At 44.5% G+C, this 21,914-nt stretch carries 23 protein-coding genes and 1 other annotated feature; all 23 genes read right to left on the bottom strand.

The window, feature by feature from the left end:
• Nucleotides 1–369 precede the first annotated feature (369 nt).
• On the bottom strand, nt 370–2,178 hold the full coding sequence (locus NQ117_RS21370) for a LysM peptidoglycan-binding domain-containing protein (protein ID WP_258280035.1): 1,809 nt from the start codon (nt 2,176–2,178) through the stop codon (nt 370–372).
• 209 nt (nt 2,179–2,387) lie between these two features.
• Complete coding sequence (ilvE, locus tag NQ117_RS21365) at nt 2,388–3,269, bottom strand: branched-chain-amino-acid transaminase (protein ID WP_258280034.1); 882 nt, start codon at nt 3,267–3,269, stop codon at nt 2,388–2,390.
• A gap of 2 nt (nt 3,270–3,271) precedes the next feature.
• On the bottom strand, nt 3,272–4,153 hold the full coding sequence (gene pheA, locus NQ117_RS21360; protein WP_258280033.1) for a prephenate dehydratase: 882 nt from the start codon (nt 4,151–4,153) through the stop codon (nt 3,272–3,274).
• 29 nt (nt 4,154–4,182) lie between these two features.
• Nucleotides 4,183–5,163, bottom strand: coding sequence for a homoserine kinase (gene thrB / locus NQ117_RS21355; RefSeq protein ID WP_258280032.1), 981 nt, complete (start codon nt 5,161–5,163; stop codon nt 4,183–4,185).
• Between the two features lie 7 nt (nt 5,164–5,170).
• The gene (gene thrC, locus NQ117_RS21350; RefSeq protein ID WP_258280031.1) at nt 5,171–6,232 is read right to left on the bottom strand and encodes a threonine synthase; all 1,062 of its coding nucleotides are present in this window, start codon (nt 6,230–6,232) and stop codon (nt 5,171–5,173) included.
• Between the two features lie 42 nt (nt 6,233–6,274).
• Nucleotides 6,275–7,561 (bottom strand): homoserine dehydrogenase, encoded by a 1,287-nt coding sequence (locus tag NQ117_RS21345; RefSeq protein WP_258280030.1) that lies wholly within the window; start codon nt 7,559–7,561, stop codon nt 6,275–6,277.
• Nucleotides 7,562–7,606: 45 nt separating this feature from the next.
• On the bottom strand, nt 7,607–8,044 hold the full coding sequence (locus NQ117_RS21340) for an ACT domain-containing protein (RefSeq protein WP_028595260.1): 438 nt from the start codon (nt 8,042–8,044) through the stop codon (nt 7,607–7,609).
• A gap of 207 nt (nt 8,045–8,251) precedes the next feature.
• A complete protein-coding gene (gene obgE, locus NQ117_RS21335; protein WP_258280029.1) occupies nt 8,252–9,565 on the bottom strand; it encodes a GTPase ObgE in 1,314 nt (437 codons plus the stop codon).
• A 14-nt stretch (nt 9,566–9,579) separates the two neighbouring features.
• On the bottom strand, nt 9,580–10,347 hold the full coding sequence (locus tag NQ117_RS21330; RefSeq protein ID WP_258280028.1) for a Spo0B domain-containing protein: 768 nt from the start codon (nt 10,345–10,347) through the stop codon (nt 9,580–9,582).
• A gap of 164 nt (nt 10,348–10,511) precedes the next feature.
• Nucleotides 10,512–10,823 carry a 50S ribosomal protein L27 gene (rpmA, locus tag NQ117_RS21325; RefSeq protein WP_028595257.1) on the bottom strand — a complete coding sequence of 104 codons (312 nt, stop codon included), beginning with the start codon at nt 10,821–10,823 and terminating at the stop codon, nt 10,512–10,514.
• Between the two features lie 5 nt (nt 10,824–10,828).
• Nucleotides 10,829–11,170: a ribosomal-processing cysteine protease Prp gene (locus tag NQ117_RS21320; RefSeq protein ID WP_258280027.1), complete on the bottom strand. Its 342-nt coding sequence runs from the start codon at nt 11,168–11,170 to the stop codon at nt 10,829–10,831.
• 16 nt (nt 11,171–11,186) lie between these two features.
• Nucleotides 11,187–11,498: a 50S ribosomal protein L21 gene (rplU, locus tag NQ117_RS21315; RefSeq protein WP_258280026.1), complete on the bottom strand. Its 312-nt coding sequence runs from the start codon at nt 11,496–11,498 to the stop codon at nt 11,187–11,189.
• 13 nt (nt 11,499–11,511) lie between these two features.
• Nucleotides 11,512–11,589: a sequence feature (ribosomal protein L21 leader region), on the bottom strand.
• Between the two features lie 97 nt (nt 11,590–11,686).
• Nucleotides 11,687–12,934, bottom strand: coding sequence for an Rne/Rng family ribonuclease (locus NQ117_RS21310; protein ID WP_258280047.1), 1,248 nt, complete (start codon nt 12,932–12,934; stop codon nt 11,687–11,689).
• Nucleotides 12,935–13,092: 158 nt separating this feature from the next.
• Nucleotides 13,093–13,950, bottom strand: coding sequence for a M50 family metallopeptidase (locus NQ117_RS21305; RefSeq protein WP_258280025.1), 858 nt, complete (start codon nt 13,948–13,950; stop codon nt 13,093–13,095).
• Nucleotides 13,943–14,833: a M23 family metallopeptidase gene (locus NQ117_RS21300; RefSeq protein WP_258280024.1), complete on the bottom strand. Its 891-nt coding sequence runs from the start codon at nt 14,831–14,833 to the stop codon at nt 13,943–13,945. Before NQ117_RS21300 ends, NQ117_RS21305 begins: the two co-directional genes overlap by 8 nt.
• A 213-nt stretch (nt 14,834–15,046) precedes the next feature.
• Nucleotides 15,047–16,198 (bottom strand): FtsW/RodA/SpoVE family cell cycle protein, encoded by a 1,152-nt coding sequence (locus NQ117_RS21295; protein WP_258280023.1) that lies wholly within the window; start codon nt 16,196–16,198, stop codon nt 15,047–15,049.
• Between the two features lie 7 nt (nt 16,199–16,205).
• A complete protein-coding gene (gene minD / locus NQ117_RS21290) occupies nt 16,206–17,000 on the bottom strand; it encodes a septum site-determining protein MinD (protein ID WP_028595250.1) in 795 nt (264 codons plus the stop codon).
• Nucleotides 17,001–17,004: 4 nt separating this feature from the next.
• The gene (gene minC / locus NQ117_RS21285) at nt 17,005–17,658 is read right to left on the bottom strand and encodes a septum site-determining protein MinC (RefSeq protein ID WP_258280022.1); all 654 of its coding nucleotides are present in this window, start codon (nt 17,656–17,658) and stop codon (nt 17,005–17,007) included.
• 156 nt (nt 17,659–17,814) lie between these two features.
• A complete protein-coding gene (gene mreD / locus NQ117_RS21280) occupies nt 17,815–18,342 on the bottom strand; it encodes a rod shape-determining protein MreD (protein WP_258280021.1) in 528 nt (175 codons plus the stop codon).
• On the bottom strand, nt 18,339–19,268 hold the full coding sequence (gene mreC, locus NQ117_RS21275; RefSeq protein ID WP_258280020.1) for a rod shape-determining protein MreC: 930 nt from the start codon (nt 19,266–19,268) through the stop codon (nt 18,339–18,341). Before mreC ends, mreD begins: the two co-directional genes overlap by 4 nt.
• Before the next feature lie 62 nt (nt 19,269–19,330).
• Entirely contained in the window at nt 19,331–20,365 is a 1,035-nt protein-coding gene (locus NQ117_RS21270) for a rod shape-determining protein (protein ID WP_258280019.1), read from the bottom strand.
• Between the two features lie 44 nt (nt 20,366–20,409).
• Nucleotides 20,410–21,081, bottom strand: a complete 672-nt coding sequence (gene radC / locus NQ117_RS21265; RefSeq protein WP_258280046.1) for a RadC family protein — start codon at nt 21,079–21,081, stop codon at nt 20,410–20,412.
• Between the two features lie 120 nt (nt 21,082–21,201).
• Nucleotides 21,202–21,819, bottom strand: coding sequence for a Maf family protein (locus tag NQ117_RS21260; protein WP_258280018.1), 618 nt, complete (start codon nt 21,817–21,819; stop codon nt 21,202–21,204).
• Between the last annotated feature and the right edge of the window lie 95 nt (nt 21,820–21,914).

Raw genomic sequence — 21,914 nt, 5'->3', positions numbered from 1 at the left:
GCTGACGAAATTCATTGCTGAATTTCTTATATCAAACGTTTCACTCGTTGTTCAGTTTTCAAAGAACAATTTCGCTCAGATGATTAATCAATTCGATTCAATCAACTTCACTTTCGTTCGTCGCGCTTCTCAGCAGCAACTCTTATAATATATCACGTTGTTTCTTTTAAGTCAATACTTTTTTAAAAAGTTTTTTGAAGCGTCGTTTTGAACTCAGCTGCAATTCACTATCCATTAAAGCTTGTCTCAACCGCACCTCTCGGCGGCGGAATTACAATATATCATGCATGCTCTACTCTGACAACAGGAAAAATAAGCCACGATAATTCGCTTGTAGGCGATGTCGCAGCTTATTTCATACAACTTGTATTAACCGTTAATCCAAGGCATACTCTTACCCTTTTGCCTTACACTAGCCTGCGTATAAGAATCAGATTCTTTATAGCTACGCGTACTTACATTTTTACGCTGCTCTTTACTCTTCTTCTTCCCTTTGCTAGCAGAAACATCATCACTCGAATCAGACTGAACATCTTCGGGCTCCTGTGCAAATTCAGCTTCGTTTCCTGCAGCCGAATTAACCCCCCCCCACTGAGACAACCAACTGCCGTCCTGCAATGAAGTATCTACTCTATAAGGAGTTCCGCATTGATGACAAAATACACTATAGTCCACGTACGGAGAAGCTCCATAAGCACCATATGCTTGAACATCATATGGCATATTACTGTACTGTTGTGGATACGCATAAGACTCAGCATTTACAGCCTGTTCGTTTGCTTTTTTATCCCACATTTCACCTGCACCACTTGAAGAAATACTCTGATTAGCTGCAGGCGAGACAAACGATGGACTATAGTTCGCATTTGCTCCTGGTGATACAGAAGCCAGACCATAGTTCGCATTTGAATCTGGCAGTACAGACGTCGGACCATAATTCGCGTTTGCTCCTGGCAACACGGAAGCTGGGCCATAGTTCGCATTTGAATCTGGCGATACAGACGTCGGACCATAATTCGCATTTGCTCCCGGTAACACAGAAGTCGGGCCATAGTTCGCATTTTCGGAATAAAACACATTCTCACTGCCCCACATCGAATTCAATCCATCTGTGTAGGAAGCCTGATAAGGCATAAACGGCATTGAATTAACACCGTGTGATGGATATCCACAAGGATTACAATGATGAGCACCAAAAGGATGTACAGGATACGGATTACAGAAATTCGGATAAGGTGAAATGTCCGGTGTACAAAACCCTTCATATTGAGGTACGTTCGGATATACATTAGGCTGTGAAGTCGATTGTGTTCCACCAACTTCTTGAGACTGCCATTGTACATTGCTTTGAGACTGCCCTACATAGTTAGGAACAAAAGAATTCGGATATGGTTCTACATTAGGCATGTTTGCCGAAAAGTTATCGTAACTTGCCGGTAAAGGTGCGAAATTCGGCACCTCGCCTTTCAATGTAGGCTTAACAGGACTAACATTGCCTGTTGCAGGCTTAACGGATGGTGGATTCGGTAAAGGAGACGGAAGAATTAGCTGTTCTGCTTGTGGCTTATATTGTGGTTGCAACTGCGGCTTGGGTTGAGACTGGGATTGTATTGGAGGTTTAGCTTGGGCTTGTGGTTGAGATGGTAGCGACGCCGGCTGTTTCGCTTGAGGCTGCAATTTAGTCTCCGGCAGGATAGGCGGTTGTTTAGGAGGCTGTATGGGCGGCTGTACTGGTGGTTGCGGCTGTATCGGCTTTGTCAACTCAGCTTTGGACAGGGGTATGACACCGGTATTGGCTGCATTTGCGCCCCAACCTGCACTCGCACTTGGTCCACCCGACTCATTAGCAGTTAATTTAGGAATATTCACAACTTGCCCAATGAGCAGCACATTCGGATTTTTCAGTTGCGGATTCGCTGCGATCAATGCCTGAAGTGGCAAACCCCAAGCTTTCGCCAACTTCCACAGTGTGTCTCCTTCCTTGACAACATGCTTATGGACAATTTCGTAGCCTCCAGTAGAAACAGGAGTAGAAGGAACTCTAATCTTCATGCCAACTTGAACTTGATTTGGATCAGCTAATTGCGGATTAAGGGCGATTAGTTGATCCAAAGATACCCCGTATTTTTTGGAGAGAGCGTACAAAGTTTCGCCCTTTTTAATAATATGAATTTTCACGCGCGGTACCTCCTAAGGGAATCATCCTCGTAACACGGGACAATCGCCCGCGTAGTCATTTATACATCCTATGCAAGAGCTGGGCATTTGACATCATTTTTTTCATCTAACACATAATCTTCATAAAAAAACAATCCACTATACAACCAAAGAGCTTATATGACAAAAAAAAGAAGCCTTCCCCTCTTCGGAGAAAGCTTCTTAAACGATTAAGATTCGTATACTTTAACGCCATCCTGCGTTACGATTTGACGGAACTTGTCCAATAACTGCAGCGTGATTGGACCAGCTTGACCATTACCGACAATACGCCCATCGATTTCGCGCGCCGCAATAACTTCCGCAGCAGTCCCTGTGAAGAATACTTCATCAGCAACATAAACATCATGCATAGAGAACGGCTCTTCCTTCACAATAAAGCCCTGTTCCTTACAAATGTCGATTATTGCATTACGTGTAATCCCCTCTAGGGCACCCAAGTAACAAGGAGGAGTATATACCACCCCTTTTTTAATAATAAAGATGTTATCTCCCGAACCTTCTGTTACGTAGCCCTGCGCATTAAGCATGATCGCTTCGCCTACATCAGCTAGGTTTGCTTTGATCTTAACTAGAATATTGTTCAAATAGTTCAAAGATTTAATCTTCGGATTCAATGCATCCGGAATGTTGCGACGTTCTGCTACGGATACCGCGCGCAAACCATTTTTGTATGCTTCTTCTGGATAGATAGCCAGTTGTTCAACGATAATAATGACGCTCGCTTTAGGGCAACGATTCGGATCCAATCCAAGGTTGCCCGCTCCACGAGATACTACAAGACGAATATATCCGTCACGATGCCCGTTGCGGCGGATCGTTTCTACCAACACATCCTGCATTTCCTCAATCGTAAGCGGAATGTTCAGCATAATTGACTTAGCAGAGTCGTACAAACGAACTAAATGCTCATGGCATTTAAAAATATTCCCGTCATAAATACGGATACCTTCAAATATACCATCACCATATAAAAATCCATGGTCGTATACCGATACTTTTGCTTCTTCTTTAGTAACAAATTCGCCGTCTAAATAAATCCACTGCGTCATGCTTACACCTCCGAATGATGAGGCTCTTCTCGTTGACTGGTAGAATACGCATAGGTCGGATATGTACCTAAAATGCGAACTTGGCAGCCAAGCGCTTCAATCTCTGCAAAAGCAGAAGGAAGCAGCACTGAATCTAGAGCCATTTGCAAATCGATATAAAAATAATAATTTCCTAGCTGGCGCTTAGTCGGCCGCGATTCGATTCGAGACAAGTTGATTCGTCTCCAAGCGAATGCTGACAGCACCTGATGCAAGGCACCTGGAAAATCCTCTGGCAACGTCACCAAGATTGTCGTCTTATGTGTCGTCGTTTCCGCGAGTTCAATTGGTTGAGATCCCAACAGAATAAACCTTGTATAATTATTATGATGGTCCATAACCTCACTGGCAAGTACATTTAAGCCAAATGTTTGCGCCCCCAATCGAGTACCGATTGCTGCCCAGTTCTCTTCAGGATGCTCTTTTACTATCCGCACCGCCTCCGAAGTACTGCTGACATGCTCTTGCACTGCATGAGGCATATGTTTTCGTAAAAATTGCTGACACTGCGCCATCGCAACAGGATGCGACAGCACCTTATTAATAGAAGAATAATCTTTTGTGCCCTCAACGTTTCTTCCTATTAAATGTTGAATAGACGGATAGACCCATTCTGCTTGAAACGGCAAATCCACCTCATGAACGATCCAATCCAGATGCAAATTAACAGAGCCTTCAATCGTATTCTCGATTGGAATAACGGCATAATCTGCTTCTTTGTTCACGACAGCCATAAACACTTCAGAAATAAGCTTGTAATGATAGTATTGATGATGATCGCCAAGCAGATGGACTGCAGCTTCATGAGACACGGAGCCTTGCGGCAATAGAGCAATACGAGCCATACTTCACTTACTCCTTCACATTCAAGTACCTATACTTCTGCGGCTAGATCAGACCGATATACCTCAGGTATTAATCTATGAATATCATCTGCCGACCCTTCCAAGCAGACTGCACCGACTGAGCTAGGTTCTAGCAAGAACACATCTGCCTCAACACCACATTGTTGTAGCGTGTCTTTCATAAAGGTAACCAATTCATCGTTGCCTTGCAATTGATTAACAAGCGCCAATATAGTTGGACCAGCACCGCTTAAAGCAACACCGTACGCACCATATTTTCGAGATTCCTCCAATACCCGTGCCATCCCAGGCACTAACGACATGCGATATGGCTGATGAAGTCGATCCTGCATCGCATCATACAACAGTTCGAATTGGCCCGTCGATAACGCAGCAACCAACAACGAAGAATGACTCACATTATGTACTGCATCCGCCATTGATACTTGCTCTGGTAACACCCCGCGGGCAGCCTTCGTTTCCAGATGGAACTTCGGTATAGCCACAACCGTACCCAAACTGCTATGAGGCTCCAATCTCACATGCCTCGCCCGCTTTCCATCCCAGGATGCTACGACGATTCCACCGAATAAGGATGCACCAACATTATCAGGATGACGCTCCCAAGCAGATGCCATATCAAACAATTGTTGATTAGACAATGGGTAATTTAATAATGCATTAGCTGCTACGAGCGCACCTACAATCGCAGAAGCACTACTTCCAAGACCTCTTGTCAAAGGAATTTCACTATATACATCGATTGCTAACGGACAAAACTCTGCTCCCGCTTCGATAAATACCCGCTTTGCCACTTGCACGATAAGATTCGTTTCATCTGCCGGTAAACCACCTAATTCAGGACCATACATACGTACCACAGTACTCTCAGCAGGCTTCATACCAATCCAAGTATATAAGGAAAGAGCCATTCCCAATGTATCAAAACCCGGTCCTAAATTAGCCGTACTTGCAGGAACCTTTACTAGTACACCGTTTTGCTGCATCATCTGTTATTCACCCTTCTAGCTTACGAATCGCGTCCATAACCGCTTCTTCCGTATCTGGAACAACAAGCGGCTCGACAGCAGCCGTTTTAATCGCAATATTCGGATCTTTCAAGCCATTCCCTGTTAGCACGCAGACGACAGACTCCCCGCCTCGGAAATAACCTTCCTGATGCAATTTAATAACTCCAGCCAAAGAAGCAGCCGAAGCAGGCTCTGCAAATACGCCTTCTGACGCAGCAAGCATTTGATAAGCGGACAAAATCTGCTCATCCGTTACATAGTTAATCTGCCCTTCCGATTGTTGAGAAGCTTCAACCGCCGTTTTCCAACTTGCCGGATTACCGATGCGGATAGCAGTTGCAACTGTCTCAGGCTCTAAAATGGGCTCACCTTTCACAATTGCCATTGCACCTTCAGCCTCAAAACCAAGCATTTTCGGCAGCTTATCCACTTTTCCAGCCTCATAGTATTGCTTAAAGCCTTTCCAATAGGCAGAGATATTCCCCGCGTTGCCTACAGGAATCGCTAAGTAATCCGGAGCCTCTCCAAGCTGTTCACATACCTCAAAAGCAGCCGTCTTCTGGCCCTCGATGCGATAAGGGTTAACAGAGTTCACTAACGTAATAGGTTGCTTAGCCGTAATTTCACGGACAATTTCTAATGCACGATCGAAGTTCCCCTCTATCGCAATAACCTTTGCACCATATATCATCGCTTGAGCCATCTTACCGAGCGCAATATTATTATTAGGAATAAGAACGATACAATTCAAACCGCCACGTGCCGCATAAGCAGCTGCTGCCGCAGAAGTGTTACCTGTAGAGGCACACATGATCGTACGACTGCCTTCTTCCATCGCTTTAGCAACAGCCATAACCATACCACGATCTTTAAAAGAACCCGTAGGATTTAAGCCTTCATATTTAAAATACAAATTCAAGCCAAGCTGCTCTGACAGATTCTCTGCCCGAATCAATGGTGTGTTCCCCTCATGAAGTGTAATCATCGGAGTCGCTTCCCCAACCGGAAGATATGCCTTATACGTTTCCAACAGTCCCATATATCTCATCGTTCTCTCCTCCATCTCTATTCCGCACGCTGGAATGAATGATTAACCCTCTACGCGATATGCACTCTTAATTTCTTTTATAACATCCAAGCTCATAAAATGATCCAGTACTTTTCTCATATTTGCTTGGCTAGCTTCATGTGTAATTATGATAATTTCAGCATCAGGATTGTTCGGGTTCGGCTGCTGTACGACAGACTCTAAGCTCACACCGAATTCTGCAAATACTTGCGTAATTCTAGCCAATACCCCTGCACGATCATGAACATGCAATAGAATGAAGTTCTTATAATGAATCTGATCATCTGTCTTCAGTTTCTTAACACGATATGCATGGTGACCTTGCTTACCATTAACACCGATACGCAGGTTCTTTACCACAGCTACTAGGTCAGCTACAACAGAAGTCGCAGTAGGCATCTCACCTGCACCTGGACCGTAGAACATCGTTTCCCCAACAGCTTCACCATATACATACACCGCATTGAACACGCCATTAACAGAAGCAAGCGGATGTGAAGTCTTAACCATCGTAGGCTGGACAACAACACTAATCTGATCATCTTGACGCTCCGCAATACCTAGCAGCTTCATTTCGTAGCCAAGACGCTTCGCATAGGAGATATCCTCTTTAGAAATGCTTGATATGCCTTTCACTTCAACATCTTCAAGACCTACCGTCGCATGGAATCCTAGCGTAGCAAGAATTGCCATCTTACGAGCAGCATCCAGTCCTTCTACATCTGAAGTAGGATCAGATTCTGCATAGCCTAGCGCTTGCGCTTCTTTAAGCACATCTTCATACGCCACGCCCTCTTGGCTCATCTTCGTCAGGATATAATTTGTAGTTCCATTTACGATCCCCATAATCTTTTTGATACGATCCGAAGAGAATCCTTCCATTAATGTCCGGATAATTGGAATACCACCTGCTACACTCGCTTCGTAAAATACATCACAATTGTTAGCACGTGCTTGTTCTAGTATTTCTGGCCCATGAAGCGCCATCAAATCCTTATTAGCAGTTACAACATGCTTACCCTGTGCCAAAGCATCGAGAATGAGCTGTTTTGTAGGCTCAATTCCTCCCATTACTTCAACGATAACATCAATCTCCGGATCATATACAACCTCTGATGCATCTTCAGTCATAAGCGCCGGATCGATATTTAAATGACGCTGCTTATGCATATCCTTTACGAGCACTTTACGAACTTGAATGGGAGAACCAACCTGACTCATCAAATCTTCCTGATGCCCTTCTATAATTCTTACAACACCAGTTCCAACTGTTCCTAATCCTAATAAGCCTACCTGTATTGGTTTCATCTTTGTTCCTCCCCTTCTTATGTGTGCAGCTATATCCCTTGTTGCCTAACCTTGACCGATAAGAACGACTCGCTTTACCCCAGGAATATCACGAAGTGTATCCATCATCTGTCCGAAATTCTCAGCAATTAATGCTGTCTCAATTGACAATACTACGTTAGCCATACCTTGCAGTGGTATCGTCTGGTGAATGGTAAGTACATTTCCTTCAAATGTAGCAACCGAACCGAGCACTTTGGATAATATTCCTGCACGATCCTCTAAGTCCAATGAAACCGTAACAATCCGCTCACGCTCCAGCTGATTCAACGGGAAAATACCATCTTTATATTTATAAAAAGCACTACGACTCAAATCAACTCGTTCCGCTGCTTCATGTACTGTTTTCACTTCTCCAGCCGCTAGCAATTGTTTCGCCCTAACGGTTTTCACCACTGCTTCAGGCAGTATATCTTCACGAACTAAATAATATCGTTCTGCCATAACCGTCCTCCATGTAGAGACTATTGTTTAACTATAGAGGACATTATAGCGAATAAGCGCCGCAAAAACAATAGGTTCATGTCAAAAGTTGAATCTTATTATACACGATGTCCATCACATATATCTCAAAATTTTCTTACTAGAGAAAATAGTTGATAACAAAAAAGGTCGCATGACGCAATAACGTCATACGACCTTTTCTTATTATTAATAGTAGCTGCTGCCTTCAACAAATTCAAACTCGAAATCAGCGATACGTATAATAGTGCCATCTTTTGCTCCACGCTTACGAAGCGCATCATCAACACCCATTTTACGCAGCGTGTTTGCAAAACGCAAAATCGCATCATGCGTGTTCATTTGCATACGTTTCATCATGCGTTCAATCGCTTCGCTTTCCACAACAAACGTTTCATTCTCACGTCGTATTGTGAACTGCGGCTCATCACCTTTTTTATCGAAGCGATAGATTTTGCGCTCTTCAACTTGAGCAACTTCTGCCACTTCGATATCATCTGGCAACGAATCCAGTACTTGTATTGCTTTAAACATCAAATCTTGAATACCCTCTCTCGTCAGAGAAGAAATAGGCAAAATTTCGATATCTGGTCTTACTTCTGCTAATTGCGTACGGAAGGAAGCCAAGTACTCTTCTGCTTCTGGCATGTCCATTTTATTGGCAGCAACAATTTGCGGTCTTTCTGCCAACTTCTCGTTGTACAGCTTCAGCTCATCATTGATCTTAACCCAATCCTCGAATGGATCTCGGCCCTCTGTCCCCGCCATATCCACCACATGAACAATAACGCGTGTACGTTCAACGTGACGCAGGAATTCATGGCCAAGTCCGACACCCGTGTGCGCGCCTTCGATAAGACCCGGCAAATCCGCCATAACAAAGCTCTGGCCATCACCCATGTTAACCAAACCTAGATTCGGTGTAATCGTCGTAAAGTGATAAGCACCAATCTTCGGCTTAGCAGAAGTGACAACCGACAGCAATGTGGATTTACCAACACTCGGGAAACCAACGAGCCCGACATCCGCCATTACTTTTAGCTCAAGGACAACCCAACGTTCTTTTCCTTCTCCACCGTTCTCAGCAAGCTCAGGCGCAGGATTTGTCGGAGTAGCGAAGCGCGTATTACCACGACCACCACGACCACCCTTCGCAACAACAACTTGTTGTCCATGGCGGGTCAAATCTGCAATTACTTCCTGAGTATCATCATCTACAACAACAGTTCCAGGAGGAACACGTACGATCATGTGCTCTGCATTTGCACCATGCTGACTTTTATTACGCCCTTTTACTCCACGAGGAGCTTTGAAGTGCTTCTGATAGCGGAAGTCAACCAATGTCCGCAAGCCTTCATCAACACGGAAAATAACGTCGCCACCACGTCCGCCATCTCCACCTGCTGGTCCTCCATTTGGTACATACTTTTCACGACGAAACGCTACGAGACCATCCCCGCCGTCTCCACCTTTTACATATATCTTAGCTTTATCTACAAACATGAAGTTTCACCTCTCTAGTCCCTTGCCTTGCATGGTACAATCCATTCAAATATCGAAGCACCAGCTTGTAGCTCACTCGTCGGCACCTGCTCCAGCCGCACGCCATGCTCAGCTGCCAGCCTGTCAAGTTGAGTTCTCACATCGTCCGGTTGAAGCAGCTGTCCTTCATATAAGAATCGAATGCCAAGTGCATCATCTGAACGAATATCTATCATAAACTGAAGTGGAGTTGCTGCATCTGCACTCGCCTTTGGCGCCAAACGCATAACTTGAACTCCCTCTTTAATCATATCCGTTAATACTCGGCCCTCAAGCAACAACCCAACTTCGGTCAAATCGATCTGCCTCGGAAGATGTACATACACAGGCATCGCATGCCCTGATACACGGACATGAAGCAAATACAATGTCAATTCCGGTATGCCTAGTTTAGCAATGCGTCCTTCTTCGATCATTTTGCTCTTAATGCCTTCAACACATAAGCGAAGTTGCTCCGTACGATTCAATTTAACATATCCATAAAGCAATTGCAGTTCATTCATCCAATCATGCCGCTGATGATTCATTAATTCCAGCGCAGATTGATGGGCCATATGAAGAGCTCGCTCATGTTGATGCCGCTGTTCGCGAAGCAATATAATACAACCTGCCGCTAAACTTAGGATGAGTAGTATGACAGCGAATATACGCCACGGCAAATATAAAGGCCCCCATGCCAATACCACTGCGCAAATTAACGCACAGCCGCTGCACGTAAACACCCAAAGTCGGCTTCCCCTCATCGTTCACCCTCGCTTCATTCCCAAATAAATGCACACTCCCACCCCATAGTATAGCATGAGATCAGAAAGTCGTCCAAAGCGATTCCAGTCGAACAAACGCGAAAGAAGGAAATAAATGAATCAAAAAACCCTCGGCCTAAGCCGAGGGTTTCACATGACGCCTATTACACTTCCACAGCAGCTGCAACTGGTGCAACGTTAACTGGGTAGACGCTCACTTTCTTGCGGTCACGACCCCAACGTTCGAATTTAACAACGCCCTCGATCTTAGCGAAGAGCGTGTCGTCTTTACCAATACCAACGTTGTTGCCTGGATGAATCTTTGTTCCACGTTGGCGCACCAAGATGCTACCACCTGTAACAGTTTGACCATCCGCACGTTTAACACCAAGACGTTTGGAATGGGAATCACGACCATTCTTCGTGGAACCTACACCCTTCTTGGATGCGAATAACTGAAGGTTTAATTTCAACATGTTGTCTACCTCCTTTTTGAATTATTTTCTTTTATCTGAATATACGAACCGTATGAATCTTCCATCGTATTCAGACTGACAACCATCGATTCCAAGAGCAATTGAACTTGCTCCGAATGATGAGTGTCATTCAGAACCGGTACAGTACCGTTCAGGAAACCATCCTTCATCTGGCACTCCAACACAACGCCCGTCAATGCCTCAATAGCATTTACTACTCCGATCGAAACCGCAGATACACCAGCACATACAATATCTTCTCCGTGAGGAGCATAATTGGCATGTCCCTTAATGGCGAAACGCTCGATGAGCCCTTCAGAATTCCGGTAAATGGTGATGCGAATCATTCGCTACACCTCTTAATTATGCTTTGATAGCTTCGATTGTCACCTTTGTGTAAGGTTGACGGTGACCTTGCTTACGACGGTAGTTTTTCTTAGCTTTGTACTTGTACACGATAATTTTCGCGCCTTTTCCATGCTTCTCAACTTTAGCCGTAACTGCAGCACCTTCTACCAATGGAGCACCTGTTACGAGGCCACCCTCGTTAGATACTGCCAATACGCGGTCGAATGTGAAGCTTTCACCTTCAGCAGCGTCCAATTTCTCGATGTAAAGAACATCGCCTTGTTGAACTTTGTACTGCTTACCACCTGTTTCAATAATAGCGTACATTGTGTTGCACCTCCTCATGTCTCAGACTCGCCTATAATCAGGTGATGGAAAATCCACACTTAATACCTGTTCCGAGCGGTTACAGCATGTGTGCAGAATTGAATACTAGACACATACCTGATGATTTTAACACACACTCTCTCAAAAATCAACGTGTGATTCATATACAAATCCATACCAATCATGCGTCACAACTGCTGAAATTCCGGAACCCTCTTGCCTGTGCCATCACAAGTCGGGCAAGGTGTATATAAGCGGCTCATCACTTGCTCTCGCACTTTTTTACGGGTAATTTCAAGCAAACCCAGCTTTGTCCAACCAACGACTAGACATTTGGTACGATCCTTCCGTATCGTTCGCTCCAATTGCTCAAGTACACGCTTACGGTGATCGTCCGAATCCATATCAATAAAGTCAACGATAATAATGCCGCCGATATCTCTTAATCGAATCAAACGAGCAATCTCTTCTGCCGCCTCCATATTTGTATAGAATACGGTATCTTCCAGATCGCTCGTACCCGTGTATTTACCAGTATTCACGTCCACAACGGTCAAAGCCTCTGTTTGATCCCATACAAGGTATCCACCACTTTGCATCCACGTTTTCCGCTGAAACGTCTTATCTAACTGGCCTTCGATATGGAATCGACGAAAAATCGGTTCGCGGTCTTGATAGACAACTACACGTTCAACCAACTCAGCATCAAACGTGCATACGTATGACTTTATTAACTCTGCTTGCTTTCGATTATCAATTACAAGCTCATCCACATTGTGAGTGAATGCGTCCCGTATCATTCGTTCAGCCATTGATACATCTTGATGCAAAAGAGCAGGTGCGTTTACAGCAGAGGCTGCTTGCTCAACTGCTTCCCATTGCTGACGTAATATTTCTATATCTTGAGCAAGACTTTCAACCGTTTCCCCTTGCGCCACGGTTCGAATAATAATGCCTTCTTCATTTGTTCGAAGCGATTCACCAAGTTGCTTCAATCGATTACGTTCTGATTCCTGCTCAATCTTCTTCGATACACCAATATAGTCTGCTCTCGGCATAAAGACCAAGTGACGCCCCGGCAATGAATAATGTGTCGTAACACGAGCACCCTTGCCACCAAAAGGCTCTTTCATCACTTGTACAATTAATTCTTGCCCCACACGCAGCAAACTCGTTATAGGAGGCTTCTGCTTCGGCTGCTTCTCTAAATGCGGATGCAAACAATCATCGACATATAAAAAAGCGTTCTTCTTCTGCCCAATATCTACAAAAGCTGCCTGCATACCCGGAAGAACATTAACAACACGGCCTTTGTAAAAGCTCCCGACGAGCCTGACACCCGCTGCACGTTCTACTGCAAACTCTACCAGACGTCCATCTTCAAGCAATGCCATCTGAGTTGACTGTTCTCCACAGTGAACGATCATTCGTTTCATAGCTTCACCTCTACTCAAGCGCGTCACCTCTTATTGTAACATGAAGCGAGAAACGATGAATATGTCGGTTGATCACTCGATCTAAAAATATATATATTTTCATCCAAACGTACCCCTATTTTGACTATTATCTCGTAAATTTTTCTCCTAAACGGGTCTTATGAATCATCCTGCCAATGTTGAAAAAATGCGTCTATTAACTGTTGTTCTGGTATTACTCGTTGAATGCGGCCATGTTCGTCAATCACATATATCATATGATAACTATTTCTACGAAAGCGCTGCATAATATCTACGAGCCCACGCTCTGACGATGCAACTATGGGCCTGCCTATATGGGCGCTCATCTCCCATTCACGAAGTCGCTTGGCTCGATGGACAAGAAAACGAAAAAATCGATACGGAACATGCTTGCATTCCATGATGTTTGTCCACAATAAAAATAATCCAAGCACTAGTAAATTCATATTAATGGGCGATTGCTTCAACAAAGGAAATAATGCGAATAAACCAAGCATGGAGCTTCCTACAATGCCAATCCAAGCCCCTAATCGAAGTGTAAAATGATAACTAAGTCCATACGCACATAAAGCCTGCAAAATCCGACCACCATCAAGCGGTGGAATAGGCAGTAAATTAAAGCCTCCAATAATAAGGTTGGCCTCAATAAAGTAAGTGGACCAAGCCTCACTCCACCATCCCATATACTGAAACAACAGTGACAACCCGATCATAAATACATTTTGCAAAGGCCCGGCAGCTGCGACAATGATTTCCTGCCACGATGGAGACAACGCCCCATCCTCTGTCTCAGCCACCCCACCAAAAGGCAGCAGCTTCACATCTACAATAGTCCATCCGAAACATTTGGCCGCAACAACATGCCCAGCTTCATGAACCGCCACAATTACAACTAACGTTAACAATTCCAATAAATGGCCCGTAATTGCCGAAAGAGCCAGCAGCATGATCAACAACGGGTGTAGGGAATAGGTCGTCCCCTTCCACCTAATCAAAGCTCATCACTTCCGCCGGATCCACAAATCGACCCTCTTTCTTTAGCGCAAAAAATAATCCTGGAATCGTCCCCGATGAAGTCGCGTTCGGCATACGACCAATATCCTGTCCTGCCTCTACCCAATCATCCTTCTTCACGTAGCACTCTTCCAACCGTTCATAGTACGACATATATTGATTCGCGTGCTGAATAACAATTGATGACCCAGCTCGCGGATCTTCAATTACTCGTATCACTCGTCCCACAGCTGCGCTGGCTACATTCGCGCCGCCTTCCTCCGCTCTTAACTCAACACCTTGCAAACTAAGAGCAAATGGCTGTACAACATTTCCCGCCATAGGTATTTGGAACCCAAGCTTAGCTTGAGCTTCTTTAGCTGCTGGTGTGTGGTCTTTCCATATAGGTATAAACGCAGGTGAACCCCCAAATGTTGCTTCCACCCACACTGCTATTGATTGGAAATCCATATTTTCTGACATAGCTGAAGCCACATAACTCCTTGTACTGTCCAAAAAAGGAACTTTCCATTTCATAATTCCTGTCACTGCCGCACAAAGTACAATTGTACAACCAAGCTGTATAAAAAACGTCCTTATAAAGGTTGAGGTACCGTTTGTCTGCTCACTGTCTTTCCAACCATAGCGCCCTGCCCATGCTTGTTTAGCGTCTCTCCATACTTGCTCAGGGTCACGCTCATTGTACTCAACAGCTAATGCCCCTCTGTCCTGTGCAGGACTGCTGTAATTGTAATAGGATGGTTGTGCAATCACGGACGGAGGAGTAGGCTCCTTCGTATCTCCGCTCATTTTATGGCCCTGAATATCCCGAAGTGTCAGTTCCTTAATGCGCGCTTCTCGGCGGCGACGAATATCATCCTTCATCCGTATCCCTTCCCCACTCAAATTATTCATATGCTACATATGTATGACAGGCAGGATATCGATATGAACAAGCCCTTGTAACAATACAAGATTAGAAGCCATTACAATACAAAAAAACACCTCGCGGCCTAATCAGGAATCATAATGCTTCCTTAGATCAGAGCTACGAGGTGGATAAATGAATAGGACTTACGCAATCATTATGAACCAACTTTATTCATCTAGTTGGTATTTTTCTTGATGAATCCGCACGCTCAGCACTAAGCCAATACAGACCATATTCAAAATCAGCGACGTTCCGCCGTAACTAATGAACGGCAGCGTAATTCCCGTGATCGGCATTAAACCGATCATCATTCCAATGTTCTGGAAGATTTGGAACACAAACATCGAGACAATACCGATAATGATGTACGATCCCCTTAAATCATAACACTGGAATGCAATGAGAATCATACGATAGATGAGGAAGAAGTAAAGGAGTAACAGTAAGGCTCCTCCCTGAAACCCAAATTCCTCACCAATAACGACGAAAATAGCATCTGAATAGGTGAGTGGAATAAAGTTACGACTCTTCAGTTCCCCTTGTAAAAATCCATCACCGGTCAATCCGCCAGAGCCGATAGCAATCAATGCATATCTCGATTGATGGGATTCATCTTTACTCGCTGACTCTGGATTGATAAACGTATTAATACGTTCATACCAGTGATTTTGACCGAGTGTATCTTTAAAGAAACTTTCTACTTGCGGGCCAAATTGCGTAAACAAAATAACTACGATCGCGATAAGAGCACCGACAATTGCCGTTCCAACGAACATATGCCGATACTTCATGCCTCCAATCCATAGCATCCCAATAAAGATAACGATCAATATCATCGCATTCCCTAAATCAGGCTGAGCCACAATAAGGCCAAATGGAATGATCATCACACATGCAATCGGAAGTAGATCTTTAACAAATCCGAGCGGCTCTCCTTCACGTTTACCCAGCAGCTGTGCCAAAGAGAGAATCAATACAATTTTGGCTAATTCAGCTGGTTGGAATGATAATCCTCCAAATTTATACCATCCTTTAGCACCCATAGTGACATCAGCAAAAAAATAGAGACCTATGAGGAGGAGAACGGTGATAACCATCCATATAATCCAGCCCTTGAGCAGTAAGCGATAATCAAATAGGGTAACGGCAAGCATAACTACGAACCCAATAATGTAGAATACGATCGTCTTTACTTCAAAATTTGCTGGTTCAAACTTTGTTCCAACTGTGGAACTGTACACAATAAAAGGACTTATTACCGCAAAAACACCCAATATCGCAACAATCATCCAATCGATGCGCTTCAGTTTATTCAACAAAAGTCAATCATCCCATTCCAAGAAACTTCTTCATTCGGGTTAGCACGCTTTTCTTCTGATCCATCGGCATTAACGGCACCGTGTCACCGAGAATTCGACGAGCGATATTGCGATACGCCAACGACGCTTTAGAATCGGGATTCATAACCGTCGGCTCTCCCATGTTCGCTGCCTTGATGACGTGCTCATCATCAGGAACAATTCCAATGAGCTCAATATTCAATACTTGCAAAATATCTTCGATGTCAAGCATATCGCCACTCCGAACCATGTTCGGACGTATCCGGTTTACAACGAGACGCGGTGCTGATAAGCTCGCACTCTCCAACAAACCGATAATACGATCTGCATCTCTCACAGCCGCATTTTCGGGTGTCGTGACCACGATTGCACGATCTGCGCCTGCGATAGCATTTTTGAAACCTTGCTCTATGCCTGCTGGACAATCGATGATGATATATTCGAAGTCTTTCTTCAACTCCAAAATAATATCTTTGATCTGCTCAGGAGATACTGCATGTTTGTCTTTCGTTTGAGCAGCTGGCAGCATGTACAGCTCTTCAAAGCGCTTATCTTTGACAAGAGCTTGGTTCAAGCGACAACGCCCTTCAGCCACGTCACAAATATCATAAATGATCCGATTTTCAAGACCCATCACAACATCTAAATTGCGAAGACCGATATCGGTATCGACCATACATACTTTTTTCCCTAACAGCGCAAGGGCGGTGCCAAGATTGGCAGACGTCGTCGTCTTGCCAACGCCCCCTTTGCCTGATGTAACGACAATTGCCTCTCCCATGCAATTACACTCCTTTGAACATTTTGAGGTCCTGTCGAATTCGCTGAAGATTGGTGATTTTGTCAATTTGCATTTGTCCATTATCCACATAAGCGACTTCCATTTGCGTCTGCGTCACACCCCACTCATCCGGAGGGCGGCTAATGACATCAGCAATACGAAGCTGTGTAGGCGAAAATAATGATGCAGTTATAATCGCGTTATGGTCGCCTTCTGCCCCCGCATGTACAGTACCACGAAGAGCGCCGCACACGTAAATGTCCCCAGTACATATGATCATTCCCCCGGGATTCACATCGCCTAAAAATAATAGATTTCCTTGATGACGAAGAACTTGACCGGATCTAACGATGCCAGTCATCGTATGTACCTGGTAATCAGGCTGCTTTTCTACTTTGTCATCTGATTGCAAGGAGCGAATGAGCAAATTGCCCTTCATTTTCAATATGTCCAATATTTCCGACTTTTGCTCTTCTGTGATCGAGCGAGCTCCCAGCTTGACATCGACATACACAATAGGTCCATTGAAGAAATGAGGTGTATGCTCAAGCTTGTCACGCAAATCACGCAACAAGTCTATGAATTCACATTGATCGTCAAGCAGGAACACGAGACCGTCTTTTACGCCTTTAATCGTTATTAGTGACTTGGCCGTCATCGTTCGTCCCTCCCAACAAGATTCTATTTCGTGATGAACGAGAGAAGTCCTGCATGACCAAGTAAAAACCTCTGTTCGCCATCGCATATTGCGATTAGCATACTCCCGCCTATAAAGGGCTAAAGCCGTCCCAGAGCTAGTGTCCGAGACGGCTCTCTATGCTTCTTCCGAATCTTTCTTATTGTTACCCTGAATCATGTCGAACCATTTACGCAACGGTACATAAACGATAAGTGCAAATATAAGCTGCACAAACATGCTTGGAATAATATAATCCAACAATGCTTGCTGATAGGTGAAATGACTCAGGCTAAACAACGTATATATACCAAAAATAATCGTTTGATATAAGAAACTCCCTATAAGAACGACGAATAGCATCATGACCATCGTCTTATGGCGAACATTGAACACATAACCAGCCAAATAACCTAGAAACCCCATCGTAAAGGAATGCGGCCCAATTATCTGACCATAATAAACGATGTCATGCAATAACCCAAAGCCAAGTCCCATTAAGAGTGCCGTATGTCGATGAGCGTATACCCCGTGAAACAGCACCACTACAAATACGAATTGGACAGCGATACGCCCATACCAGCCATCTGGTATGAGATGCGGAACTACCGATCCCTCTATGAAGAAAAGGATTAAGAGAAATAGAATCATCCAATTTCGATTCATTGTCCATTCTCCTGACTGCTATTCCCCGTATTCGGTGGAATAACAACGAACAGTTCACGCCAATCCTGATACGTAGCTGCTGGTTCAATGGTAGCCGTATGTGTTAATCCGATATCTCCAACCTGACGTTTTATTACCTTACCGATAATAAGTCCGGCCGGGAATTTGCCGCCAAGTCCAGAAGAAACGATGACATCTCCTTCTTCCAAAGGATCATTTTCCTCAATACGGGTCATAAGAAACGTATTATTGCTATGATCATACGACTCAATCATACCGAAAGACTTATTTTCCTTGCCCTGCACGGTTACCGCAATCGCTCTGGATTTCTCATCAATATTTGTTAACAATTGTACAGATGATGAGAACTCCGAAACATGGCTAATAACACCTACAACACCTTCAACTGCTATAACAGGCATTCCCTTTTGGACACCGTTCTTGCTGCCCAAATTAATGTTCAACGATTGATTAAAAGGATCGGCAACATTGAGTCCTGTCACTTGGGCAATTCGGTATTCATAGGGACTATTTTGGGCTTTCTGATGGTCTGTGAATTTCAATAATTTTTCATAACGTTCATTATCCGCTTTGATGCGGTTAAACGTAGCTTTATCACGAACATAGTGAGCATAAGCAGTTTTCAAGCGCTCGTTCTCTTCATAGGTTTCACTTAAATTGCTCACATTTTCAAAGAAAGCAGATACAGCCGCAGTCGGTCGATAGAACAACTGCTGCACAAATGACGACGTATCATGAACGAACTTCTCCGCCCATGTAAGCTTCCCTCTATTCCCTAGGGAAAAGCCCATCAATGCAATAAATAAAATAAGTCCGAGCATCAAAATAAACAATCGCTTATTACCCAGTAGCTTAAACAGTGTTAACACCTTCTCATCGTAATGCCGTTTCGTTACCTTGTCCATGCACATAGAGGTCCGAGCCAAATAACATTTGACCCGGACCCCCACGCGGAACTAACCTCTGCTTATCGCTTAGAACGAAGTGCCGAGCTGCTGCGCGATTTGAAAAGATGAATGTTATCCAATGCACGCCCAGTACCGATAGCTACACAATCAAGCGGATTCTCTGCCACGATTACTGGCATACCAGTTTCACGAGCAAGCAACTTGTCCAAGTTGCGAAGCAACGCTCCACCACCTGTAAGTACGATGCCGCGATCCATAATATCTGCTGCAAGTTCTGGTGGACACTTCTCAAGTGTTACCTTAACTGCTTCGATAATGGAACTAACTGTATCGGAGAGTGCTTCTGTAATCTCTTCACCCGTAATAGACAACGTCTTAGGCAAACCAGTCAGCAAATCGCGTCCACGAATCTCGATGGAGTCTTTCTCTTCTGTCGGCATAGCGGAACCAATATCCATCTTCAATTGTTCAGCAGTACGTTCACCGATCATAAGATTGTATTGACGCTTAATATATTGAATGATTGCTTCATCCATCTCGTCACCAGCTACACGTACAGAACGGCTTGTCACGATACCGCCAAGGGAAATGACAGCTACTTCTGTTGTACCACCACCGATATCAACAACCATGCTGCCCGTAGGTTCCCATACTGGAAGATCTGCACCAATTGCTGCTGCAAATGGCTCTTCGATCGTGTAGGCTTCACGCGCACCAGCTTGCTTAGTTGCATCTTCAACAGCGCGTTGTTCTACAGCCGTAATACCAGATGGCACACATACCATTACGTTCGGATGGCGCGGAAACAGCGAGCGCTGCTTCTGAGCTTGACGAATAAAATATTTAATCATTGTTGCAGTTGTATCAAAATCAGCGATAACGCCGTCTTTCATCGGGCGGATCGCACGGATGTTCCCCGGTGTGCGTCCGATCATCTTCTTCGCTGATTCTCCTACTGCTTCAATCGTCTTGGAGTCAGTACGAATTGCGACAACAGATGGCTCGCGCACGACTACACCTTTTCCACGTACATATACAAGTGTATTTGCAGTTCCCAAATCAATCCCTAAGTCTTTCGTAAAACCACCAAACATGCTGTCAAATCTCCTTTATAGTTCCTTCAATCTTACCTATTATATTACATGTACCCCTGTTCCTTCAAACTTACATAGCGATTATCTCCGATGACAAGATGATCCAGCACTTCAATACCAATAAGTTCGCCCGCTTCCATTAGTCTACGGGTAATTAGAATATCCTCTTGGCTCGGTGTCGGATCGCCACTCGGATGATTATGCAAGCATATGATAGAGGCACATCCGTACTTCATAGCGGCGCGAAATACTTCGCGTGGGTGCACGAGTGACGCATCAAGCGTTCCGATAGATATCGTTTCTTGAGCAAGCACTCGGTTCTTCGTATTTAAGTATAGACACATAAAATGCTCTCGCTTATAATGCCGCATCGTCTCCATAACCATATCAGCAGCATCTTGCGGTCGTCTGATAAAAGGATCTTCCGATGTACGTGTTTGCGCCATACGACGGCCAAGTTCCAAACTAGCTCTTAGCTGAACAGCCTTCGCAGTCCCAATCCCACGTATTTGCGTAAGTTCATATACAGACATATCCCCAAGGCTTCTCAAACTTCCAGTTCGATTCAAAATGCGCTGAGCCAGCAACAACGCTGATTCATTGCGTGTACCTGTACGAAGTAAAATAGCTAATAGCTCGGCGTGACTTAGCGCCTCAGCCCCTGATCGTATCATGCGCTCTCTAGGTCGGTCTTCAAGGGGGAGGTCACGAAGCATTGGTGCTTGAGACAATTAATTTCCTCCTCCGCTCACAACATGTGTCAGCATTTCATATTTCAATTACTTTGCATCACATTATGCCAGCAGCACCTATTTGAGTGCGAACTTACTGCTACTTTAAGGCTTCTCGATGCCATACACCTTCAACATATCAGCTAGTAAAGAAATCGGCAAACCTACGACGTTGAAATAACATCCTTCAATTCGATCAACTAGAGCAGCACCTAATCCTTGAATGCCGTACGAACCAGCCTTGTCCATTGGTTCTCCTGATGCGATATACCGAGTGATCTGCTCTGAACTCAGCGGTCTCATCCATACAGCTGTCTTACGATGCCGAACTAGTTCTACACCTGTCAATGTGTCGATAATAGCAACTCCGGTGTACACTTCATGCACTTCATTCTGAAGTGCCGATAACATGCGGAATGCATCCGCTTCATTCTCAGGCTTCCCTAGAATCGTATCTCTCAAGACGACGATTGTATCCGCACCTATTACGAGGCCACGCTCACCGCGAGCACGGCGCGCTCGTGCAACAGATGATGCCTTACGCAGCGCTAACTGCTCAACCGTCTCATATGGTGCCCAATGGATATCTACTGTCTCGTCCTCATTACTCGGCTCAACCTCGACAGGCAATTGGAGCGCATGAATGAGCTCTTGCCGACGCGGAGATGTCGATGCAAGTACGAGAAGTGGATTGTCATGAGGATTGTCTAATGTGTTCTCCATTTTTTGACACCTTTCTTTATTATACGTTCTCTTCTGCCAGTTGACAAACGACCAGTCTTACACATCTTATCCTGTCTTTCAAATCCGATCAACAT

Origin of the sequence: Paenibacillus sp. SC116, from assembly GCF_024733555.1 — a bacterium.
Lineage (GTDB): Bacteria > Bacillota > Bacilli > Paenibacillales > Paenibacillaceae > Paenibacillus_B.
Note: the sequence above shows the minus strand (reverse complement) of the source record. Positions and strands in the feature narration are given on the sequence as shown.